The sequence below is a fragment of the Clostridium thermosuccinogenes genome (assembly GCF_002896855.1).
GTDB classification, from domain to species: Bacteria; Bacillota; Clostridia; order Acetivibrionales; family DSM-5807; genus Pseudoclostridium; species Pseudoclostridium thermosuccinogenes.
Map to the genome: position 1 here is coordinate 1,622,531 of NZ_CP021850.1, position 21,589 is coordinate 1,644,119.

Sequence of the window (21,589 nt, forward strand, 5' to 3'; positions counted from 1 at the left end):
GATTGTACACTAATATGGCGGCGGCAGTTAATTGATGAATTCCTTGTATTAAGCATATTAGTGCAGAATCTACATGCTACAGTCTGTAGTTTTTATGCAGAAGGAGGCATAAAAATGCAAAAATTCAGTATGGAATTGGCAGGAAGAACATTAACGATTGAAATCGGAAAAATGGCTCAACTGGCAAATGGATCTGTTTTAGTAAGATATGGTGATACAGCTATACTTTCAACTGCCACTGCATCCGCTACACCGCGGGAAGGGATAGACTTCTTCCCTTTGAGCGTGGATTATGAGGAAAGACTGTACTCAGTAGGTAAGATTCCCGGTGGTTTTATCAAGAGGGAAGGAAAACCGTCGGAAAAGGCAATATTGACTTCGAGGGTTATAGACAGGCCTATTAGGCCTTTATTTCCCAAAGACCTCAGAAATGATGTTGTCATAGTAAATACGGTTTTATCGGTGGATCAGGATAACTCACCGGAAATTGCCGCCATGATAGGTACCTCAGCTGCAATAAGCATATCCGATATACCATGGAATGGTCCTATAGGTGGAGTAGTGCTGGGACTGGTGGATGGCGAAGTGGTAATAAACCCGAATACCGCCCAGAGGGAAAAGAGTCAGATGTATGTGACTCTTGCCGGCACCAAGGACAAGATAACGATGATAGAAGCCGGAGCCAACGAAGTGCCGGATGATGTGATGCTGAATGCGGTCAAGAGAGGACATGAAGACATTAAACGGATAGTTGAGTTTATTGAGGGAATCAGGAAAGAAGTAGGAAAGCCTAAGTTTGAGTATACCTCTTATGAGGTTCCGGAAGAAATATTTGCTGCTGTCAAAGAGTTTGCATATGAGAAAATGAGAGAAGCTGTTTTGGCAGTGGACAAGCAGGACCGGGATGCAAAAATCGAAAAGCTGACTCAGGAAATCCAGGAGCATCTTGCTGAGTCCTTTCCGGAAATGGAGACCCAGATAAATGAAGCTATATACAAGCTGGAAAAGAAGGTTGTAAGAGAATATATCTTAGAAGAAGACAAGAGGGTTGACGGAAGAAGGCTGGATGAAATCAGGCCGCTTTCAGCAGAGGTTGCACTGCTGCCAAGGGCGCACGGCTCAGCCATGTTCCAGCGTGGACAGACCCAAGTGCTTACCGTAGCCACTCTTGGAGCTCTTGGTGATGTTCAGATATTGGATGGTATAGATCTTGAGGAATCAAAAAGGTATATGCATCATTACAACTTCCCCGGTTATAGCGTGGGAGAAGCAAAGACCTCAAGAGGTCCCGGAAGAAGAGAAATAGGCCATGGAGCTCTGGCTGAAAGAGCCCTTGAGCCGGTGATTCCCAGCCAGGAGGAATTTCCTTATGCCATCAGGCTGGTATCCGAAGTGCTGATGTCCAATGGTTCTACTTCCCAGGGTAGTGTTTGTGGAAGCACCCTGGCTCTTATGGACGCCGGAGTACCGATAAAGAGTCCGGTAGCAGGTATTTCTGCCGGCCTTGTCATAGATGAGAATAATCCGGAAAGATTCAAAACCTTCATGGATATTCAGGGAATTGAGGACTTCTTCGGAGATATGGATTTTAAGGTTGCAGGAACAAAGAAAGGTATAACAGCAATACAGGTGGATATCAAAGTAGAAGGTCTGACATACGAAATAATAGAGCAAGCTTTTGAATTGACCCGCAAAGGTCGTGAGTATATTATTGACAATGTCATACTGAAAACTATTGAGAAACCCAGAAAAGAACTTTCACCCTATGCTCCGAAGATACTGACAACCATCATTGACCCTGATAAGATAAGGGATGTAATCGGTCCCGGCGGAAAAATGATAAACAAGATAATTCAGGAAACCGGGGTAAAAATTGATATAGAAGACGATGGAAAGGTATTTGTATCCTGTGTTGATATCAAGGCAGGCAAGAGGGCCATTCAGATAATTGATGGTATTGCCAAGGATGTTGAGCCTGGTCAGATTTATATGGGCAAAGTAATGAGGATAACAACCTTCGGAGCTTTTGTCGAAATTCTGCCTGGCAAGGAAGGCCTGGTTCATATTTCCAAACTTGATAAAAAGCGGGTTGCAAAAGTTGAAGATGTGGTCAATGTAGGTGACGAGATTCTTGTAAAGGTTATTGATATAGATAAGCAGGGAAGAATAAACCTTTCAAGAAAAGATGCTATGTCTGAGGAAGAGGAGAGGAAAGAAAACTAAGAATTAGCGTCAGAAATCGCATCATAGGTTGTAAGCAAGGCGTAAACATGGTGTTTGCGCCTTAAATTTTATAAGATAGTTGTGAAATGCAACATTGAGCTGCCGGCGATTAAGTTGTCTAAATGTAGAAAGCTAGGCTATGAACTATCAGTAAAACAGCAAGTATTTTTCTGCTACATTGGAAAACAATGGCTTTAAGGCTCCTTCAACTTAATCTGGCGAAGCTTATATCAACCGGTTGGAGCCGCAAAAAATGGCAGGTATTTTTACTCCAATTTACCGCACTTTGGGGAAGCAAGCCTTCAAGAAATTGTTTTCCACGGTATACCACAATAACAAAGTAGATTTAGGTTGGAGGAAACATGTTCAAAAAAATCACTTTAAACAATGGTTTGAGGATTGTGTATGAGAAGATACCTTATGTGAGGTCAGTGTCAACAGGCATATGGATAGGAACGGGATCAAGAAGTGAAAATGCTGCAAACAACGGGATTTCCCACTACATAGAACATATGATGTTTAAAGGTACGACCAATAGGAGCGCAAAGGAAATTGCCGAGAGCATTGACAACATAGGCGGCCAAATAAATGCCTTTACAGGCAAGGAATGCACCTGCTACTATACCAAAACCTTGGATGATAATTTAGATATTGCTTTGGACGTGCTGGCAGATATGTTTTTTAATTCCAGATTCGATAAGAAAGACATGGATCTGGAGCGTAAAGTCATACTGGAAGAAATAAGGATGTATGAGGATTCACCGGAAGAATTGGTGCATGATATGCTTTCTGAAACCGTTTGGGGTGGAGATACGCTGGGATATCCCATTTTGGGCACGGAGGAAAGCTTAAACAGGATAGATAATAATATTATCAGAGACTATATCGCCAGGAATTACACTCCCGGCAACTGTGTAATATCAGTTTCGGGCAACTTTGATGAAGATCGGTTGATAGCTTTGGTGGAGAGATACTTTGGAGGGTGGAGCTCTGAATTTGACGGCAGGAGGAGTTTTAAAGCCGCACAGTTCAAAAGGGAAGTAAACATAAAGGAAAAGGATACAGAGCAAATTCATATGTGCATGGGATTTAACGGACTTGAACAGGGAGATGACAGGTTATATACGCTGCTTGCTGTAAATAATATCTTCGGAGGCGGCATGAGTTCAAGGCTGTTTCAGGGAATACGGGAAGAAAGAGGATTGGTTTATTCCATTTATTCCTACCCTTCTTCCTACAAAAATGCCGGGCTTTTTACAATATATGCCGGTATGAATCCGGAGCATCTGGAAACTGTTATTCAACTGGTTTCAAAAGAAATTAAGAAGCTTAAGAAGGATCATATCACTCCGGATGAACTGGAAAAATCCAAGGCTCAACTGAAAGGCAGCTTTATTTTAGGCTTGGAAAGCACCAGCAGCAGAATGAACAGCATAGGAAAGTCTGAAGTGCTGCTAGGGTATATAAACACTCCGGAAGAGATTCTGAAAAAGATTGATGATATAAATATGGACCAGGCGGTTGAAGTCATAAACACTATTTTTGATTTGGACAACTTTGGATTTACGGCTGTCGGTAATATAAAAAAGGAATTTGATGTAAAAATGCTGGTAAAAGACATGTGACAATTGCCTTGCCCAATGCAAGGCAATACTTTTATGCCTTATACCCAATGTATAGCAGTGATTGCATGCTATATGCCTGATATGCGGCAATGTTTTATGCTATATGCCCACATCGTGTGACAGTACTTTCATGCCATATAATTGATGTGCACAATACTTTAAGCAATATACTTGATATGGCAGTATATTTATACTTTAGGAAAACAGAGATCAAATCTCTGTTTTTTTTGTGCAAAAATCTGTCCCTGGCTATACAAGCACCCATAAAAACCTAGATACATAATATATAGGGAAGGCAAAGCCTTAAAAACAAGCAGACACATGGTATGGACCGTCATAGATGGGAAAGCTGCACTGTTAAAGTACAACTCGGGTACTATGGCTCGCTTTTGGTTCTGGTATCCGAAACATATGCTTGCTGGCGGCTTTAGCTATAAGTAAGCCATGTTGCATTGAGCTGTTGACCGACATCAACCAGCAGAAGTACTACTTGAATTTTAAAAGGGGGAGATTTATATGCGCAAAAGGAAGTACACAGTCATAGGTGGAGATTTAAGAAGCTTGAAATTAGCCAATCAGATTGCTGATGATGGAAATGCTGTAAATATATATGGATTCAGTAATGCGGAATTCGACCTGGGAATCGAGGAAAGCAAGGATTTGATGCAGGCTATAGACGAGTCGGATGTGGTTATCGGTCCCTTGCCATGTTCTAATGACAATGAGACGCTTAATGCACCGTTTTTTCCGGATAAGATATACATAAACGAAGTTTTCAAAAAGATGTCCAAAAATCAGCTGTTTATTGCCGGTAGAATAGGCGATAAGATACAGCAGCTCGCCCAGATATATAACGTCTATGTAGTAGATTTGCTTGAAAGGGAAGAGATGGCGGTGTTAAACGCCATACCTACCGCAGAGGGAGCAATCCAGATTGCCATAGAAGAAATGCCAATAACTCTTCATGATTGCAATGCAATGATTCTAGGTTTTGGCAGGATTGGCAAGGCCCTTTCCAAAATGTTGCACGGCATAGGGGCAAACGTCTTCGTAGCAGCCAGGAAGTATGCAGATATTGCTTGGATAAGAAGTTACGGATATAAACCGGTTTATCTTGATGATATGGATAGGTATCTTGGACAGATGGATGTCCTGTTCAACACAATACCCCATGTCATACTTGAAGCCGGCTCACTTGGAGCGCTGAAGAAGGACTGCCTTGTCATAGATCTTGCGTCTAAGCCGGGAGGAGTCGACTTCAATAAGGCAAAAGAAATGGGAATTAAGGTTATATGGGCGTTGTCCCTTCCTGGCAAAGTAGCTCCGGTAACAGCTGCAAAGTTTATGAAGGACACAATATATAACATTATTGATGAGTTGGGGGTGTAGTATTTATGTTGCTTGAGGGGGTTAAGGTTGGTTTTGCCCTGACAGGATCTTTTTGCACCTTTGCAAAGGTATTTGCAGAGATAGAGAAGCTTGTCGGTGAGGGAGCGGATGTTTATCCCATAATTTCTGAATCGGTAGACAAGACGGATACCAGATATGGCAGCGCTATTGAATGGAAAAACAGATTGAGAGTTATAACCGGAAAGGACATAATATCTACAATAGCCGCCGCAGAACCTATAGGCCCTAAAGGTCACCTGGATATTCTTGTTGTTGCTCCATGCACGGGCAATACTCTTGCCAAATTGGCTAATGCAATAAATGACACACCTGTGACCATGGCCGTCAAGGCTCATTTGAGAAACCAGAAGCCTGTGGTGCTGGCTGTGTCCACCAATGATGCCCTGGGAAACAACGCCAAGAATCTTGGAGTTTTGCTGAATGCAAAAAACATATATTTTGTTCCTTTCGAGCAGGATGACCCAGAAAAGAAAGTGAATTCGCTGGTGGCAAAGATGGATTTACTGATCCCTACCATACAGGAGGCTTTGAAGGGAAAACAGATACAGCCTATTTTAAGGTAAGGGGCTATTGAAGAAAGGGGACACTTTTAAATTAAGTGTCCCCTTTTTTTCATGCACTCTTTGATACCTTAGAAGGCGGATAACCATAGTACTTTTTAAAAAGCTTGCTGAAATAATAGGCATCGTGATAGCCAACGCTTTTTGCGGCTGTTTTTATTGATACTTTTCCTTCTTCCAGCAACTCCTTGGCTTTCGACAATCTGACCTTTATCAGATAATTTATAGGTGAATCTCCTGTTTCGTCCTTAAAAATCTTGGATATATACACAGGGCTCAAATAAGTGTTCTGTGATATCTTTTCCAGGGAGATTTCCTCCATATACCTGTCGTTTATATAAGATATTATTGTATTTACCACATTAGTCTTGTCATAGGGTTCAAAGCCTAAAGCGCTGGAATCATTTTGTGAATTCCTCCTGGAGAAGGAATTGATATTGGTCGCTTTCAGTATCAACACTATAAGCTTCATCACAGCCGACTTCAGGAACAGTTCAAAGCCAGGCTCATTTTTTTCCTGTTCATTAAGGATTTCCGAGCATGTTCTGGCAAAATCATACTCATACTTGGAAAGGTTTACTACCGGTGAAGCGTCCTGGCTGATTATAAAATCCCGGGGCAAGTCTCGAATGGACAGGTTGTTAAAGCCGGCATGGAATTGAGTAACAGATTCGCTTTTGTCAACAACTTTATAGTGACATACACCTGGATTTATGACTAATAGGTCGCCTTTTTTCACTGTATAACAGTTGTTTTCAATATAATAGGTGCATGAACCGGACAGTGTGTAAATGAAAGTGGCAAAATCGTGGGAATGCTGATTTATCACATAATCCCCGGGAAACGATTTCTTAAAAATATATAATACCCTTGGGTTAAAACTCTCGGGATTTAATCCCATATCGCACATATAGATCACTCCGTTATTACTGTATGCTATGTTGTGATTATAACATATTTGTTGCTAAATATCTTATCGTAAATTTTTGCGTTCTATTTTATAGAGGGCACCTATATAAAAATATACATCATTTTTTTAAAAATGTACATTTACTTTTAAAATTATTAGTTCATAATAAAGTAATTGATTATAATAAGCGAAATATATACTATAGAATACCCTGGCAGATATTTCGATAATTTTAGACAGCCCAAATATTTCTGGAATATAGTTTCCAGAAGTAAGAAGTGAAGATATAGACTCTGATTTTAATTAGGGTAAATCCGTTGAAGGGACGGTGAAAATTAAAATCAGAAGCATGCATACAGGCGCAGCACCGGATGCAGGGGAAAGCACTCTTCCGTTTTGCTCTTTTGGATGCGCAGCATCACAGGATGCAAGTGTTTGCTTCTTAAAAGGAGTTTGCTGTCGATAGAATGGGTAGTTTTGCTTGTTTATAATCACTTTTAGAAAACCTGCTTTTTTACTTGGAGGAGGAGAAAATGGAAGTTTTTAAATGGTTGTGGAGCAATCTGAAAGGGTATAGACTGCGAATGTTATTGGGACTGGTTATGGTTGTCGCAGTTTCCTCCTTTCATCTGGTTAACCCCTATATTTCAGGGAGAATCGTGGATGATGTCATCTATGGCGGAAAAACTGATATTTTATTAAACCTCGTATTGCTTATGATAGGGGCAACGTTGGTAAGATCCATGCTGAAGTATTGCTATCAGTTGAACTTTGAATCCGTCTCCCAGAAAGTAGTACATAATATCAGAATGAATATTTTCCGCAAACTTCAGGAGCTCGATTTTGGATTTTTCGACAAAAACAGAACCGGGGACCTGATGGCACGAATGACAGGCGATACGGACATGATGAGGCACTTTATTGCATGGGTGATATATGCTACGTTTGAGAATGGAGCCATATTCATATATGCCCTGATTTCCATGTCCATGATAAGCTTAAGGCTTACCCTTATGCTGCTGGTATTAACCCCTTTAACTGCCTTTTTCGCAAACAAAATGTCCAGGACGATAAGACCTGCCTTTTTTGCCGTAAGGGAGCAGTTTTCGCGATTGAATACCGTTGTCCAGGAAAATATCAGCGGCAACAGGGTAGTTAAAGCCTTTACAAAAGAAGATTATGAAATCGAGAAATTTGACAGGGAAAATAATGAATACAGAAATAGAAACCTGGATATTGCAAAAGTGCATGAAAAGTATCTGCCGATCCTGGAGCTTATTGCAGGTTCGCTAACCGTGCTGGTAATCCTTGTGGGCGGCATTCTGGTGATCAGCGATGTTATTTCCATCGGCGAGCTTGTCACCTTTAACGGATGCATATGGATGATGAACGGTCCCATGCGTATGCTGGGTACGATAGTAAATGACTACCAGAGGTTTTCGACCTCCGGAGAAAAGATACTGGCAGTATTGAAAACAGAACCAAAAATCAAAAATTCAGAGCACGTTGTAAAGAAAGACCGTATAGACGGAGCTGTAGAATTTAGAAATGTAAGCTTCAGCTATGGGGACGAGGAGGTTCTGAAGGATATAAGCTTCAAAGCATATCCTGGGCAGACCGTCGCAATAGTAGGTCCTACAGGTTCCGGAAAATCGACGCTGATAAGCTTGATAGGCAGATATTATGATTGCACGGATGGTGCTGTTTTAGTTGATGGTATAAACGTGAAGGATATCGACCTTAAACTTCTGAGAAAGAATATTTCTGTTGCGATGCAGGATATTTTCCTGTTTTCAGATACCATTGAAGGCAATATAGCTTACGGAATTCCCGATGCCGATATGGAGCAGGTAATAGCCGCCGCTGAGGCTGCAGATGCGCATAATTTTATAACAAAGCTTCCTGAAGGATATGACACAATAATTGGTGAGCGAGGAGTGGGCCTGTCCGGAGGGCAGAGACAGAGACTGGCCTTAGCAAGAGCTATTTTGAAGGATCCTTCCATTCTTATTCTCGATGATACCACATCCAGCGTGGATATGGAGACCGAGCATAAGATACAGAAGACGCTCAAGTCCATTTCTCAGAACAGAACAACGTTTATTATAGCTCACAGGATATCATCGGTTAAAAATGCCGATTTGATATTGGTTTTGGAAAAGGGAAGGATTATTGAGAGAGGAAAACATGACGAACTCATAAAGCAAAAAGGATATTACTATAAAGTATATATGAACCAATATGGTGACTTTGATGAAGCTATTTCCAGGGAGGTGGTATAAATGGCCAGAAATAAGTATGATGTAGATGAGGAACTTGAGACCCCATTTAATGTGAAGCATATAATACGATTAATGAAGTACGTAAAGCCATATAAAAGCAAAATCATCATAACTGTTATACTGATGTTTGTCGCAAGCATAGCAAATCTACTTGGGCCATACCTGACTAAAATAGCCATAGACAGTGAAATACCCAAGAAGAATGTTAAAGGACTTATACTCCTGTCGGTGATATTTGTGCTGACCTTGCTTGTTAATGCTGTCTGCCAGAAATGGAGAATTCGGGAAATGACCAATGTGGGTCAAAGCATCATTCTGAACATCAGGAGGGATATTTTTACCCATATCCAGAAGCTTCCCTTCTCGTATTTCGACAGCAGACCTCATGGAAAGATACTGGTAAGGGTAGTAAACTATGTAAACTCCCTTAGCGACTTGCTGTCTAACGGTATTGTCAATCTGCTGACCGACCTTTTTAGCTTGTTGGTTATTTTGGTGTTCATGTTTATAGTGGATGCCCGTCTGACTCTCATATGCATGATTGGACTGCCGTTGCTGGCTATAGCGATAATGACCATTAAGACCACCCAGCGCAAAAGATGGCAGGCCGTCAGCAGGAAATCCTCCAATATGAATGCCTACATACATGAGAATATTGCAGGAATAAAAGTTACCCAATCCTTTGTAAGGGAGGAAGTTAATGCAGGCATTTTCAGGAACCTCAGCAACGCCTACAGAAGTGCATGGATGAGCGCTCAAAGGGTATCCATGCTTTTATGGCCGACCGTTGAAATGATTTCGATAATGGGCACAGCAGCGGTTTATCTGATAGGAGTTTCCTGGATTGGAGAAAGCATAACTGTTGGTGCCTTGATAGCATTTACCAGCTATATATCCCGATTCTGGGCACCGATATCAAACCTTGGCAACTTCTATAACCAGATAATAAACGCTATGGCCTATATGGAAAGAATTTTCGAAACCATAGATGAAAAGCTTATAGTGGAAAACCTTCCCGGTGCAACTGAGATGCCGGTTATAGAGGGCGATGTGGAGTTCAAAAATGTGAGCTTCAAATATGAAGAGGACGGCAATCTGATTCTGGAAAATATGAGTTTCAAAGTCAATAAAGGGGATACCATTGCTTTGGTAGGACCGACCGGAGCAGGAAAGACCACCACCATAAATCTGCTCAGCAGATTCTACGATATAAGTGGCGGACAGGTGCTGATCGATGGTATTGACATTAGAACCGTGACGTTGGAGTCACTGAGAAAGCAAATGGGAGTCATGCTGCAGGATACTTTCATTTTCTCCGGTACCATAATGGACAATATAAGGTATGGTAAACTGGATGCTACCGATGAGGAAGTTATGGAAGCCGCAAAAGCGGTTAAAGCCCATGATTTTATCATAAAATTGAAGGACGGTTATTATACCCAGGTTAATGAAAGAGGCTCCAGGCTTTCGGTTGGGCAAAGGCAGCTGATATCTTTTGCAAGAGCCCTCCTGGCAAATCCGAAGATACTTATATTGGATGAAGCGACCTCCAGTATAGACACGGAAACGGAAATGGCTTTGCAGGAAGGTTTGGAAAGACTCCTTAAAGGAAGGACATCCTTTGTTATCGCCCACAGGCTGTCTACGATTAAAAACTCCACCAGGATAATGTACATCGATAATCGTGGAATAGTGGAGCAGGGTACTCATGATGAGCTTATAGCTAAAAAGGGTGCCTACTGGAAACTGTACACTGCTCAGTTCAAATTCCTTGAAGCTGCGGTGTAGAAATCAATAAGGCTAATAAATAATATTTCTCACACAATTCATAAAGGCATTTTCCCAGTGTAAAGTGGAAGCGAAAAGCAACCATCAACATAAAAGGAGAATGCCTTTATTTATTTGAAAAATCATATGCTTAAAATAGGGAAAATATGAAGTATATAAAGTTAAGCTATATGAAGTTAGTCATACGAATGGGCAATCTTTTCAAGTGATGGTAATGATATGATGCATTAATGGAATGTGAATGTATGACTGGAACGAAGGGCTGCCTAACAATAGTTTATTTGAACATGACAACGGTCCAGAAATGGAAGTATATTTCGATTATAATAAAATAGAATACTGGTCACCAATAAGAAGAAAATAAAGGCGTAGCAATTCTTTTCATTCCCAAAAAAATGAAGCTGGTTTTTTCCAGCTTCATTTTTTATCCAAACTTCATTCATTGTTTTCAATATGCGGTCTAAAGTGTATTTCTGACTAACTTCAACCGTTATACCTTAAACTTGATAGCCGACTGTTCCAAAGCGGATGCCAGGTCGTTCAGATCCTTTGCGAGGTCAGCCAACTGGTTTGCTGATGCTATCTGTTCTTCTGTTGTGGCATTTACCTCTTCCGTTGCAGCAGCAGCGGACTGGGATATTCCGGCTATGCTTTCCATGGAAGCAACGGCTTTGTTTTTAATTTCATCCATGGATTTTATTTGCTCGTTCATGCTTTCCAGTTGTTCAGCAATTTCTTCTGTGGCTGATACTATCGACTTGAATGCATCATCAGTTTGCTTTACCGCACCCATTTGCTTTTGTATGTAATCAGATGCGGTATGGGCTGCATCTACCACTTGAGCTGTCTTTTTCATAATTTTTGTTATTATATCGCTTATGGACAAAGATGCATTTTTGGACTGCTCAGCCAGCTTTTTAACCTCATCGGCTACCACGGCAAATCCTTTACCTGCTTCTCCTGCCCTTGCAGCTTCTATTGCCGCATTAAGCGCCAGGAGATTTGTCTGATCCGCAATCTTAAAGATCACTTTCATTATGTTGTTTATCTGTTTCATATCATTATTGAGATCATTTATTTCTCTTACTATTGTTTCAGCAGCCATGTTTGTTTCTCTGGCACTGGTATTCAGATAATTTACCACATCCATGGAATTTTCACACAGGTCTCTTGTCTTGCTTGTGGCCGCTTGTACGGAAGAAGTGCTTTTAACTACATGGTTGAGCTTCTCTGCAAGCACATCAATATTCTCTTTACCCTTTTGGGATTCCAGAGCCTGTTCCGATGATCCTGCGGCTATTTCACCTATGGCTTCTGCTATCTGTTCGGATGCGCTTAGAGACTGCATTGAATGATTTTCTATTTTTTCCGAACCGGTAACAACCTCATGGGTTATTTTCTTAACATCCTTAATCATCTCTCTTACATTGGATATCATGCTGTTAAAATTCAGGGACAGAACTGAGATTTCATCCTTGAACCTTACATTGAGCTGCTGAGTAAAATCTCCCTGTTTTAAAGATTCTACAGCATTGTTTATTTGTCCCAGGGGCATGGAAACACTCCGTGTTACCATGTAGGATATCAAAAGGGCAAATATGAAGCAGATAACGCCCAAAGTAGCAACTGTGGTACCAATGGTTTTGGTTTTTTCCATCAAATTCGCGAAGGGTACTGTGGTTATCAGTTTCCAGCCGTATTCTTCAATGATGCTATAGCTTACCAGGCAGTTTTTACCGTCTATATTGACCTGGAAATAACCTGCTGGTGAAGCATTATCAGAAAAATATTCGGAATCCAATTTCTTGGTAATTTCTTCTGGCACTTTTTCGCCCATCAATTCGCTGCTGTTGGATCCGACTATTATGTTTTGGCTATCCGCAACATACACTTTGCCTTCACCGGCTTCATCAAGTTTAATACCGGTAACTAAGCTGGTGAAAGTATTTTTTTCCGGCAGTAAATATATGACACCTATGTTTTTTGCGCTTAAAGTATTCCTTGCAGACCTGAAAAGGACAGGCACTTTTAACTCAGTAGTAGGAGAGCTTGGGTTGCTTTCGTTTTTTTCGCTGGTTTCCATGTATATCCATTCGCCTTTGCTGTCGGAAGCCATGATTTTCTTATATATTCCATCTTGATTGTCTTTTACAATAACGTTTTTATTGCCGAACCCCCTGTCCGCTGCATCGGGTATAAAACCGATTTCTTCAATCTTTGATGTCATCGACTTGGTAAGCAGATAACGCTCCAGTTCCTTGGATGTCTCCATCTTCATCAGCATATCGCTGTCAGCATTTAAGCTGTCTACATAATTTTTAACCTGAGAAGATACAGAGACCTCCAGAAGCGTGTCCGAAAATACTTTTAGCTGCGATGATATTTGAGCTCCGAGCTGTTTTGCAATTTCTATGGAGTATCTGCTTACATTCTCCTCCATAGCCTTTGAAGATCGATTTATAGATACGGTTCCCACAATTAGAATCGGCAATAGCGACAATATGAGAAAGGAGGCTATTAGTCTATAATTTATGCGCACCTTTCTTAATGAATTTACCGACAGATTGTCCACAAGTTCTCTAAACATATTAAATATTTTAATATTCTTTAGAGAATTGGCAAAAGATGAGAATTTTGGGGTAAAACTAGGTTTAGATAGTTTCATAACATTCCTCCTGAAAAAGATATTGTTATATGCTTCCAGTGTCGTTGTTGTATGTAAATTTTTCTAAAATGTTATTTATGATTAGTATTCGACATAAGATATTATAATCCTTCTTAATAATGAAAATTATTACAAATTTGATGACCTGTCCGGATCAGCCTTTTGAAATTAGAGAGCACAGTTAAGTGCAGGAAAGCTTTTTAAGGCATGATTTACCGCACCGGCACTTTTTCGTCATGAGCTTGTGGGTGTAGAGGAAAGAAAAAATATCATAACATATTTTCTCAGGTTGGCATATTTAGATTATATGGGGAATATAAGGTAACTTAGACATATGAAATGAGGTTGGAAAATGATTTATCTGGATAATGCAGCAACATCCTGGCCAAAGCCGGAGAAAGTTTATGATGATATCAACAGGTGCATGAGAGAATATTGTGCAAATCCGGGTCGCGGAGGTCATGCCATGTCCATTGCTTCAGGCAGGGCAGTCATTAATGTGAGAGAGCTTTTGGCACGATTTTTTAATATTAAAAATCCCATGCATCTATGCTTTACCAAAAACACTACTGAAGCTATAAATATAGCCATTAAAGGCATCATCAACCCCGGAGATCATATTATAACTACCTGTATGGAGCATAATTCGGTGATCAGACCGCTCAAAACCTTAGAGAAATATGCCGGTATAGAATTGACGATTGTAAAGGGAAATGAATATGGGGAGGTGGATCCCCATGATGTGAAAAACAGTATAAAAAAGAATACAAAGCTTATAGTCTGCACTCTCTCTTCCAATGTCAACGGAATTATCATGCCGGTAGGGGAAATCGGCAGAATAGCCCGGGAGCATGGTGTGCTTTTTCTGGTGGATGCAGCCCAAGGCGCTGGTTCGATTCCTGTGGATGTGGAAGAGATGAACATTGATATGCTTGCTTTTCCTGGGCATAAGGGACTTCTGGGTCCCCAGGGAACCGGCGGACTTTATGTGGCGGATGATGTTCGCTTAAGATCCTTCATGGAAGGTGGTACCGGCAGCAACTCAGAGAACACTTATCAACCGGAAATAATGCCCGATTTCCTGGAAAGCGGTACTTTGAACACACCTGGCATTGTGGGACTAGGTGCTGGAGTGGAATTTATAAACAGCTTTGGACTCAACAATATAAGGCTGTATAAGCATATGATACTTTCCAGGTTTTTTGAAGGACTGGAGGAAATAAAGAATGTGAAAATATATAGTAAAAAAAGCATGGAAAATAATTCGGGCATAGCTGCTATTAATTTTGAAAATACCGATTCTTCTGAAATCAGCAATGTATTGGACAGCATTTATGGCATAGCTACCAGGCCGGGGCTTCATTGCTCCCCTTTGGCTCATGAGACATTAGGCACGTTAAAACAGGGAATTGTAAGGTTTAGTCCGGGATGCTTCAACACGGTAGAGGAGGTTGATCTGACGCTGGAAGCATTAAGGGAAATATCCGTCAAGCTTTAATTTTTACAGAGCAATGTGTAAAAAAATCAGACATAAATGGATATACGCCGTATTAATTAATAAAATTACAAAGGGGGAAATTTTACATGAACAATAATAATAATAATATAATAAAGTCAGTTATAACGGTAGGTATATTGATATTGCTGTTTATCGTAGCAGTATCGTTGCTGAAATTTGCTATAAGGACTTTGCTGCCAATTGCTATAATCATAATTGCAGCTTACATTGTCTATATGGTGATCACCGGGAAAAAATAGAGAAACAGGATGACAAAAATTCGGGCACAGAATATACACTGTGACCCTTTTTTTACTATCGAATTAATATGCAAATTAATTTTTTTAATGATGAACATGATAAAATTCACAATTTATTAATAATTACTTTAAACAATGTTCAAACTTATGTTGTACCATATAACCATCAAGGTGCCCCCTTGTTTATATATCAGGCCGGTCAGCAACACTGCTGAACTGGCCTGTTGTGTGTAAGCAGCCCAATTCTTGACTATATTTATAGCTTTTCATGAAAATCCTGTGCCTAAAAAATGCAAATTACCTGTAGGATTCAAAAATATTTTTAAAATGTGTATTTACAACCTGCTTTTTTTGTGCTATAATCAATTCCTGTCGGCGGGGTGTAGCTCAGTTTGGCTAGAGTGCTTGCTTGGGGTGCAAGAGGTCGCCTGTTCAAGTCAGGTCACTCCGACCATTAAAAATGAAGGGTTTGCATATCAGCAACCCTTCATTTTTTTGCTTAAAATCCACTATTTATCCATCATCATGCTTGATGAGAAATTTATTCATCAATCTTATAATAAATGTCAGGAAGCTTTCCAAAATCGTTTGCTGTATTAGAAACTGCCAGTTGTGCACATAATATGTCCAAAGATCATAAGGAGGCTATTGTATGGCAAAGGATGGAAAGCCTATTTATAAAAAATGGTGGCTTTGGGCAATTGTCGCAATTCTGATTATTGCCATTGGAAGCTGCAACAGGGATAGCAACCAGGATGGAAACAACAATGTCGGAAATAACGCGAACACCACGACAGCAAAGGAAGATACAAACAACATAACCGAAGACAACAGACAAGCAGAAGATACGGTGGAGCAATCTCCTGATGCCCAGAGCAAAAAAGAACAAGACAAGCAGCCTGAGTATATTCGTGCGGGCATGTATAAGGCTGGAACAGATATAGCAGCAGGAGAGTACCTGCTTATAAATGATTCGCCAATTATGTCATATTTCCAGGTGACAAAGGATAGCAGCGGTACATTGGAGAGCATAATAGCCAATGACAATTTTTATGGTTCCAGGTATGTTACCGTAGGTGAAAACCAATATATCGAGTTCAGGGACTCCAAAATGTATCCGGTGGCTTCAGCTCCTGTTTTGCAGCCGGAAAACGGGAGATATAAAGAGGGAATGTATAAAGTCGGCAGAGACATTCCGGCAGGAGAGTATAAGGTTATACCGGAGGGAGAGCTGGGCTCCTACATTGAAGTGTCCAAGGATTCCAGAGGAGTATTGGATTCAATCATATCCAATGACAACTTTACCACTGAAAAATATATTACTATAAAGGATGGACAATATATCAAGCTGGTGAGCTGCTATATACAGAAATAAAATTGATAATTAAATCCGGATTTCAAATATCGTTTAAGAGGGCTTTATAAGCCCTCTTGCCTTTTGCTGATCATTCCAAAATGTAACAGTATTCTAACAGAGCTTTATGACAACGGGTATCTGTCATTGTCCCACGCATTGGCATACCTTTAAGGAAATTTACCGCATATTCTTTCTTTGAGCAACTAATAATATACATACATGATATTCATAGACAGAAATAAAAAGGAAATAATAAAGAATCATGCTTGTGAAGCTTATTTCAAGGAGTGAAGCTTTTGAAGGATCTGAAAAAAATAATTAAAAGCCTGCTGCTTTTTAGTGAGCCGGAGGAAAAGGAGCAGTTTATTTTAAAAGAGAAAGAAGATGAGATGAGCAAATACAGAGAATCCTTTGATGATGCCCAATCCGGCAGCGATGAGGAAGCTATTCAGATATTCGAGCAAGCCAGAAAAAAAGAACGGAATAAAAGGGATAGAAGCCGGTCAGTTTTAAAAAAGCCTGTTGAACTGTCCGAGATTATGGCAAATAGATCCGGAAAAGGCGATGAACCCGACAGTGGAAAGGACCAGGGAGAAAAGCAGACGCAGGAACAGACTTCAGGACAGTCAAGGGAGGAGGAACATTCAAAAGACAAGAGACAATCAAAGGATAAAGGACAAGGAGATGACCAGGGTCAATCGGCAGATGGGGATAAAGATAAAGCGAAAGGCGCCGAGCAAGACCAGAAAAAGCAAGCCAAAACAGGAGATACGGATAAAAAAAGCACCAAGAGCGAGGAGGAAAACGAAGAGAAGGAAGATACTGAAATAGTCGGTGATATAACTGCAAACCTTAGATATATGAAAAAAGTATACAATGTGCCGGTAAACAGCGACATTGTTATCAGAGAATTTGACATCAATGTCAAGGATAAGGTCATTCCCGCATTTTTAATATTCATAGACGGAATGGTGAACAGCAAGCTGATAGATGATGCAATTCTAAAGCCTCTCATGCTGCTGTCCAACATGGATATAAAGTCGGATGAGAACGGCATTGAGGAGTATGTGGAAAGCCATATTCTGCCTCATCTTCAGTTAAAAAAATCCGGAAGGTACAGCGAAGTCATAGGGGATATAAATTATGGGAGCTGTGCGCTGTTTATCGACGGAATGAAGATAGTGTTTGTCGCTGATGTAAAGGGATGGGAGCACAGAGGCGTCGACAGGCCGGTGAGCGAGATGGTCATCCGGGGCCCACAGGAAGGCTTTACAGAACAAATCAGAGCAAATACTTCTTTGGTCCGCAGAATGTTAAAGGACGAGAACCTGATAGTAGAAAATATACAGGTGGGCAGAAGGAGCAAAACTCCCTGCGCAATGCTTTATATAAAGGACATAGCCAATGATTCCCTGGTAAATGAAGTGAGAAGAAGAATAAAAAGTATAAAAACCGACTATATTCTGGATTCCGGAGAGCTGGAGCAGATGATAGAAGACAGCACTTTCTCTACCATACCTCAAATTGTATCCACAGAAAGACCCGACAGGATATGCTCCATGCTTGCGGAAGGCAAGGTAGCCGTAATAGTAAGCGGCAGCCCTTATGTGCTGGCAATGCCGGCTACACTGGCTACTTTAATGCAGACCCCGGAGGATGCCTACCTAAGGTTTCCATACAGCAATTTGCTCAGATTATTGAGAGTTATTGCCATGCTGCTTTCACTGCTGCTTCCCGGAATATATGTCGCTATCACGAATTTTCATCAGGAGATGATACCTACCGACCTGCTCTTTGCTATAGCCGCTTCAAGGGAGACGGTTCCTTTTCCTTCAGTGCTGGAGATTTTGATAATGGAAATAGCTTTTGAACTGATACGAGAAGCAGGTTTGAGGATACCGGGTATTATAGGGACCACAATAGGAATAATCGGTGCATTGATTTTAGGACAGGCAGCTGTTGCCGCCAATATCGTAAGTCCTATACTGATTATAATAGTAGCGGTTACGGGCATAGGCTCCTTTGCAGTTCCCAATTTTTCCATGGCTTTTTCCTTCAGGATAAACCGCTTTATATACATAATATTGGGAGCAATGGCGGGATTTTTAGGAGTAACAGTAGGGCTTTTCATACAGGGGATTATGGTCGCTGCATCCAAGTCTTTCGGAGTACCGTTCCTGACGCCTTTTGGACCAAAGACAATCAGGACATTTTCAGACACAATAACCAGAGGACCCATATGGAAGCAGGAATTCAGGCCGGATTATCTCAATGCAAAAGAAGTAAGGAGACAGCCTCATATTAGCAGGGAATGGACTTTAAAGGGTAAAAAGGGGGAAAAGAAAGATGAAGAATGAGACTGTTTTTGGTAGATGGGAAGCTAATTGCTTACTTATAATTTTAATCGGAGCTAAAATTTTTCTGAATTTCCCTAGAGTGATTGAAGAAATTGTCGGTAATGCAGGATGGATACTGGTATTGGTTACAACAGTGCTGGCATTCATACTTTTTTACATCATAACCAGGCTATATGAGCCTTTTGAGGGGATGGACCTGATAGATATAGCTGATAGAGCCATGGGTTCTGTAGGAAAGCTCATCGTAGGAGGAGTGCTCATAGCGTATCTGATATTTACAGCCTCCATAATGCTGCGGGAGTTTGGTGAGGATATGAAAACCATATCCTTTGCCATGTCGCCCATAAGCTTCATGCTGATTTTATTTATTGCCGGAATGATTGCAGCGGCATATTTCGGACTGGAGCCCATCGTTAGAATAGCCGCTATTCTGACCCCGGTAATTGTAGCAGGATATCTGATAATAATTTTGGGGGTTATACCCTACTATAGATTTAATAATCTATATCCCTTGCTCGGGCATGGGGTGAATGCTATTGCGGCCAACAGCATCCCTCAGCTGTCAATGTTTTCTTTATTTGAAATGCTGTTTCTGATAACTCCATATATAAAGACCAATAAAAATATGAAAAGAGTAGGCTATTCCGTATTGGGAGCGTCCTGTTTTGCTTTAATTACCAGCACCTTGGTTTATGCTCTGGTATATCCTTATCCTATAGCCTTGGAAAACTTTCTTCCGATCTACCAGTTGGCGAGGCTTATAAACATAGGAAGATTCTTTCAAAGAATTGAGTCCATGTTTGTTTTCATATGGGCGGCAGGAGCGCTCCTTCATCTGAGTGCCACCTTTTATCTGGCAATTCACTTATTCGCAAAAATTTTGAGGCTCAAATACCAAAAGCCGCTGATTATACCTTTTGCAATACTGGTTTTTAATATCAGCCTTTTACCTCCCAGCTTGATGGAGACCATAAAATTGGAAACCCAGTTCTCCAAAAACTATTTTGCGTTTATAAGCTTTGGATTGCCCATTATGGTTCTATTAATTGCACGGATTAGAAAAAGGACGGTGAAAGGAGCGGTAGAGTGCAGTGAAAGGTAGAAGAGTACTTGGCTTTCTTTTATTGACGTTTTTTTTAATCTTCATGCTCAGCGGATGCTATGACAGCATAGAAGTGGATGACCTTGCTTATGTAATTGCCATAGGTGTTGATAAAGGGACTGTGGATATGGTCAAGGTCACATTGCAGTTTGCGCTGCCCCTGGCCATGGGCACAGGAGGAGAAGGTGGAGGCGGCGGAGGCGGCGGAGGAGAAAGCGAAGAAAATAAAACCGTATATAACTTGACCATTGATGCGCCGTCCATATTAACCGGAATAAGTATGGCCAACAATATAGTTAGCAAGCAGATAAACCTCTCCCATACGAAGATAATCGTATTTTCAGAGGAAATGGCTCGGGAAGGCATAGGAAATTATATAGTCAGGCTTTCCAGCATGAGGCAACTAAGGCCCAATACAGCTGTATATGTCACCAGAAGCAGTGCGGAAGAATTCCTGAAAGCTGTTACCCCGCAATTGTCAACCAATACGGCCAAATATTACGAACAGGGGGTATTGGTCCATGAACGCGTAGGGGCTACGGCAAACACACAACTCCATAGTTTTTCAGCAGCATCCAGATCTCTTGGAGCTCAACCTGTGGTGACGCTGGCTGGAATTAACCGATATGAGACCTCTGCTGATTTTAAGATTCCCAAAGATGATGCAAGCATGGGAGAAGATAACAATATTAATCACTTGGAGTATAAAGCGGGAGAAATACCGAGGGCAGCCAAAAACAAAGCGGAAGTTAGGGGGCTGGCGGTATTCAGAGGTGGCAAGATGATTGGAGAATTAAGCGGACTGGAAACGATATTTTATATGATGGTAACCGGTGAACTTAGATATAACAATATTACCTTACAGGACCCCCATGACAGCAATAATTATGTTGTCCTGAACGTGAAAAAGAGCAGAAATCCTGTCCACAGTGTGGAAATCGTTGATGGCAAGCCTTTGATTGGCGTTAAAATACTGCTGGAGGCTGATATTTCTGCAATAGGGAGTGAAATGGACTACCAGGAGCCGGAAAAAGCAAGTATTCTGGAAAAGGAATGTGAGAAATATATAAAAAGGGAGATTGAGTCCTTGTTATATAAGACTTCAAAAGAATTCAATACCGATATATTCGGATTTGGTAACAAAATAGCTGGAAAATTTGCTACATGGGAAGAGTGGGAAAAATTCGGATGGCTGCAAAAATATAAAGATACCTCTTTTAGTGTAGAAGTGGATCTGGTGATAAGAAGACCAGGACTTACGGTAAAGTCCATACCAATTATTTCATCGGAAGGTGCTGAGGGGAAATGATCAATGGATTTGCCTTATTCATCATAATAATTATACTGGCGTGGTGTTTTGTGTACACGCTGAGTTATGGCATATGGACGTGGAAAGACAAGAATCGTTTTGGTTCATTAATGATAATCCTGTTAGCAGCGGCGATTATTATACTACCGATATATACGCTTTTCTTCAAGGGAAGTTGATATGGCAAATTCAATACAATAAAAGCCTTAAAAAAGAGTGCCTTATAAGGCCTTATCCCCGGTT

The 21,589-nt window shown here is 40.8% G+C and carries 14 protein-coding genes and 1 tRNA gene; 13 read left to right on the forward strand and 2 right to left on the reverse strand.

Annotation, left to right across the window (positions count from 1 at the left end; genetic code table 11):
- Nucleotides 1-114 precede the first annotated feature (114 nt).
- The 4 genes from CDO33_RS07035 (at nucleotide 115) to CDO33_RS07050 (ending at nucleotide 5,821) form a co-directional block, all read left to right on the forward strand.
- A complete protein-coding gene (locus CDO33_RS07035) occupies nucleotides 115-2,223 on the forward strand; it encodes a polyribonucleotide nucleotidyltransferase (protein WP_103081983.1) in 2,109 nt (702 codons plus the stop codon).
- 362 nt (nucleotides 2,224-2,585) lie between these two features.
- On the forward strand, nucleotides 2,586-3,848 hold the full coding sequence (locus CDO33_RS07040) for a M16 family metallopeptidase (RefSeq protein WP_103081982.1): 1,263 nt from the start codon (nucleotides 2,586-2,588) through the stop codon (nucleotides 3,846-3,848).
- Between the two features lie 516 nt (nucleotides 3,849-4,364).
- Complete coding sequence (gene dpsA, locus CDO33_RS07045) at nucleotides 4,365-5,237, forward strand: dipicolinate synthase subunit DpsA (RefSeq protein ID WP_103081981.1); 873 nt, start codon at nucleotides 4,365-4,367, stop codon at nucleotides 5,235-5,237.
- A gap of 5 nt (nucleotides 5,238-5,242) precedes the next feature.
- Entirely contained in the window at nucleotides 5,243-5,821 is a 579-nt protein-coding gene (locus tag CDO33_RS07050) for a dipicolinate synthase subunit B (RefSeq protein WP_103081980.1), read from the forward strand.
- 49 nt (nucleotides 5,822-5,870) lie between these two features.
- Here CDO33_RS07050 and CDO33_RS07055 read toward each other — a convergent pair whose 3' ends face one another.
- A complete protein-coding gene (locus CDO33_RS07055) occupies nucleotides 5,871-6,728 on the reverse strand; it encodes an AraC family transcriptional regulator (protein ID WP_103081979.1) in 858 nt (285 codons plus the stop codon).
- A 533-nt stretch (nucleotides 6,729-7,261) separates the two neighbouring features.
- Between CDO33_RS07055 and CDO33_RS07065 the strand changes: the two genes are divergently transcribed.
- Both CDO33_RS07065 and CDO33_RS07070 read left to right on the forward strand, forming a co-directional pair.
- Nucleotides 7,262-9,010 (forward strand): ABC transporter ATP-binding protein, encoded by a 1,749-nt coding sequence (locus CDO33_RS07065; protein WP_103081977.1) that lies wholly within the window; start codon nucleotides 7,262-7,264, stop codon nucleotides 9,008-9,010.
- Nucleotides 9,011-10,798 carry an ABC transporter ATP-binding protein gene (locus CDO33_RS07070; RefSeq protein ID WP_103081976.1) on the forward strand — a complete coding sequence of 596 codons (1,788 nt, stop codon included), beginning with the start codon at nucleotides 9,011-9,013 and terminating at the stop codon, nucleotides 10,796-10,798.
- Nucleotides 10,799-11,288: 490 nt separating this feature from the next.
- Here the strand turns inward: CDO33_RS07070 and CDO33_RS07075 are convergent, their stop codons facing one another.
- Nucleotides 11,289-13,463, reverse strand: coding sequence for a methyl-accepting chemotaxis protein (locus tag CDO33_RS07075; RefSeq protein ID WP_103081975.1), 2,175 nt, complete (start codon nucleotides 13,461-13,463; stop codon nucleotides 11,289-11,291).
- 352 nt (nucleotides 13,464-13,815) lie between these two features.
- Between CDO33_RS07075 and CDO33_RS07080 the strand changes: the two genes are divergently transcribed.
- The 7 genes from CDO33_RS07080 to CDO33_RS07105 all read left to right on the forward strand — a co-directional run bounded on the left by CDO33_RS07080 (nucleotide 13,816) and on the right by CDO33_RS07105 (nucleotide 21,346).
- Nucleotides 13,816-14,961 (forward strand): aminotransferase class V-fold PLP-dependent enzyme, encoded by a 1,146-nt coding sequence (locus tag CDO33_RS07080; RefSeq protein ID WP_103081974.1) that lies wholly within the window; start codon nucleotides 13,816-13,818, stop codon nucleotides 14,959-14,961.
- 86 nt (nucleotides 14,962-15,047) lie between these two features.
- On the forward strand, nucleotides 15,048-15,221 hold the full coding sequence (locus CDO33_RS21055) for a hypothetical protein (protein ID WP_170045778.1): 174 nt from the start codon (nucleotides 15,048-15,050) through the stop codon (nucleotides 15,219-15,221).
- 376 nt (nucleotides 15,222-15,597) lie between these two features.
- Nucleotides 15,598-15,675 (forward strand) — tRNA-Pro (locus tag CDO33_RS07085).
- 198 nt (nucleotides 15,676-15,873) lie between these two features.
- Nucleotides 15,874-16,596, forward strand: a complete 723-nt coding sequence (locus CDO33_RS07090; protein ID WP_103081973.1) for an Rv1352/Rv1906c domain-containing protein — start codon at nucleotides 15,874-15,876, stop codon at nucleotides 16,594-16,596.
- 278 nt (nucleotides 16,597-16,874) lie between these two features.
- The gene (locus tag CDO33_RS07095) at nucleotides 16,875-18,935 is read left to right on the forward strand and encodes a spore germination protein (protein WP_242973917.1); all 2,061 of its coding nucleotides are present in this window, start codon (nucleotides 16,875-16,877) and stop codon (nucleotides 18,933-18,935) included.
- A complete protein-coding gene (locus CDO33_RS07100) occupies nucleotides 18,925-20,037 on the forward strand; it encodes a GerAB/ArcD/ProY family transporter (RefSeq protein ID WP_103081972.1) in 1,113 nt (370 codons plus the stop codon). Before CDO33_RS07095 ends, CDO33_RS07100 begins: the two co-directional genes overlap by 11 nt.
- Complete coding sequence (locus CDO33_RS07105) at nucleotides 20,027-21,346, forward strand: Ger(x)C family spore germination protein (RefSeq protein ID WP_103081971.1); 1,320 nt, start codon at nucleotides 20,027-20,029, stop codon at nucleotides 21,344-21,346. The genes CDO33_RS07100 and CDO33_RS07105 overlap by 11 nt, the downstream gene beginning before the upstream one ends.
- Nucleotides 21,347-21,589 lie beyond the last annotated feature (243 nt).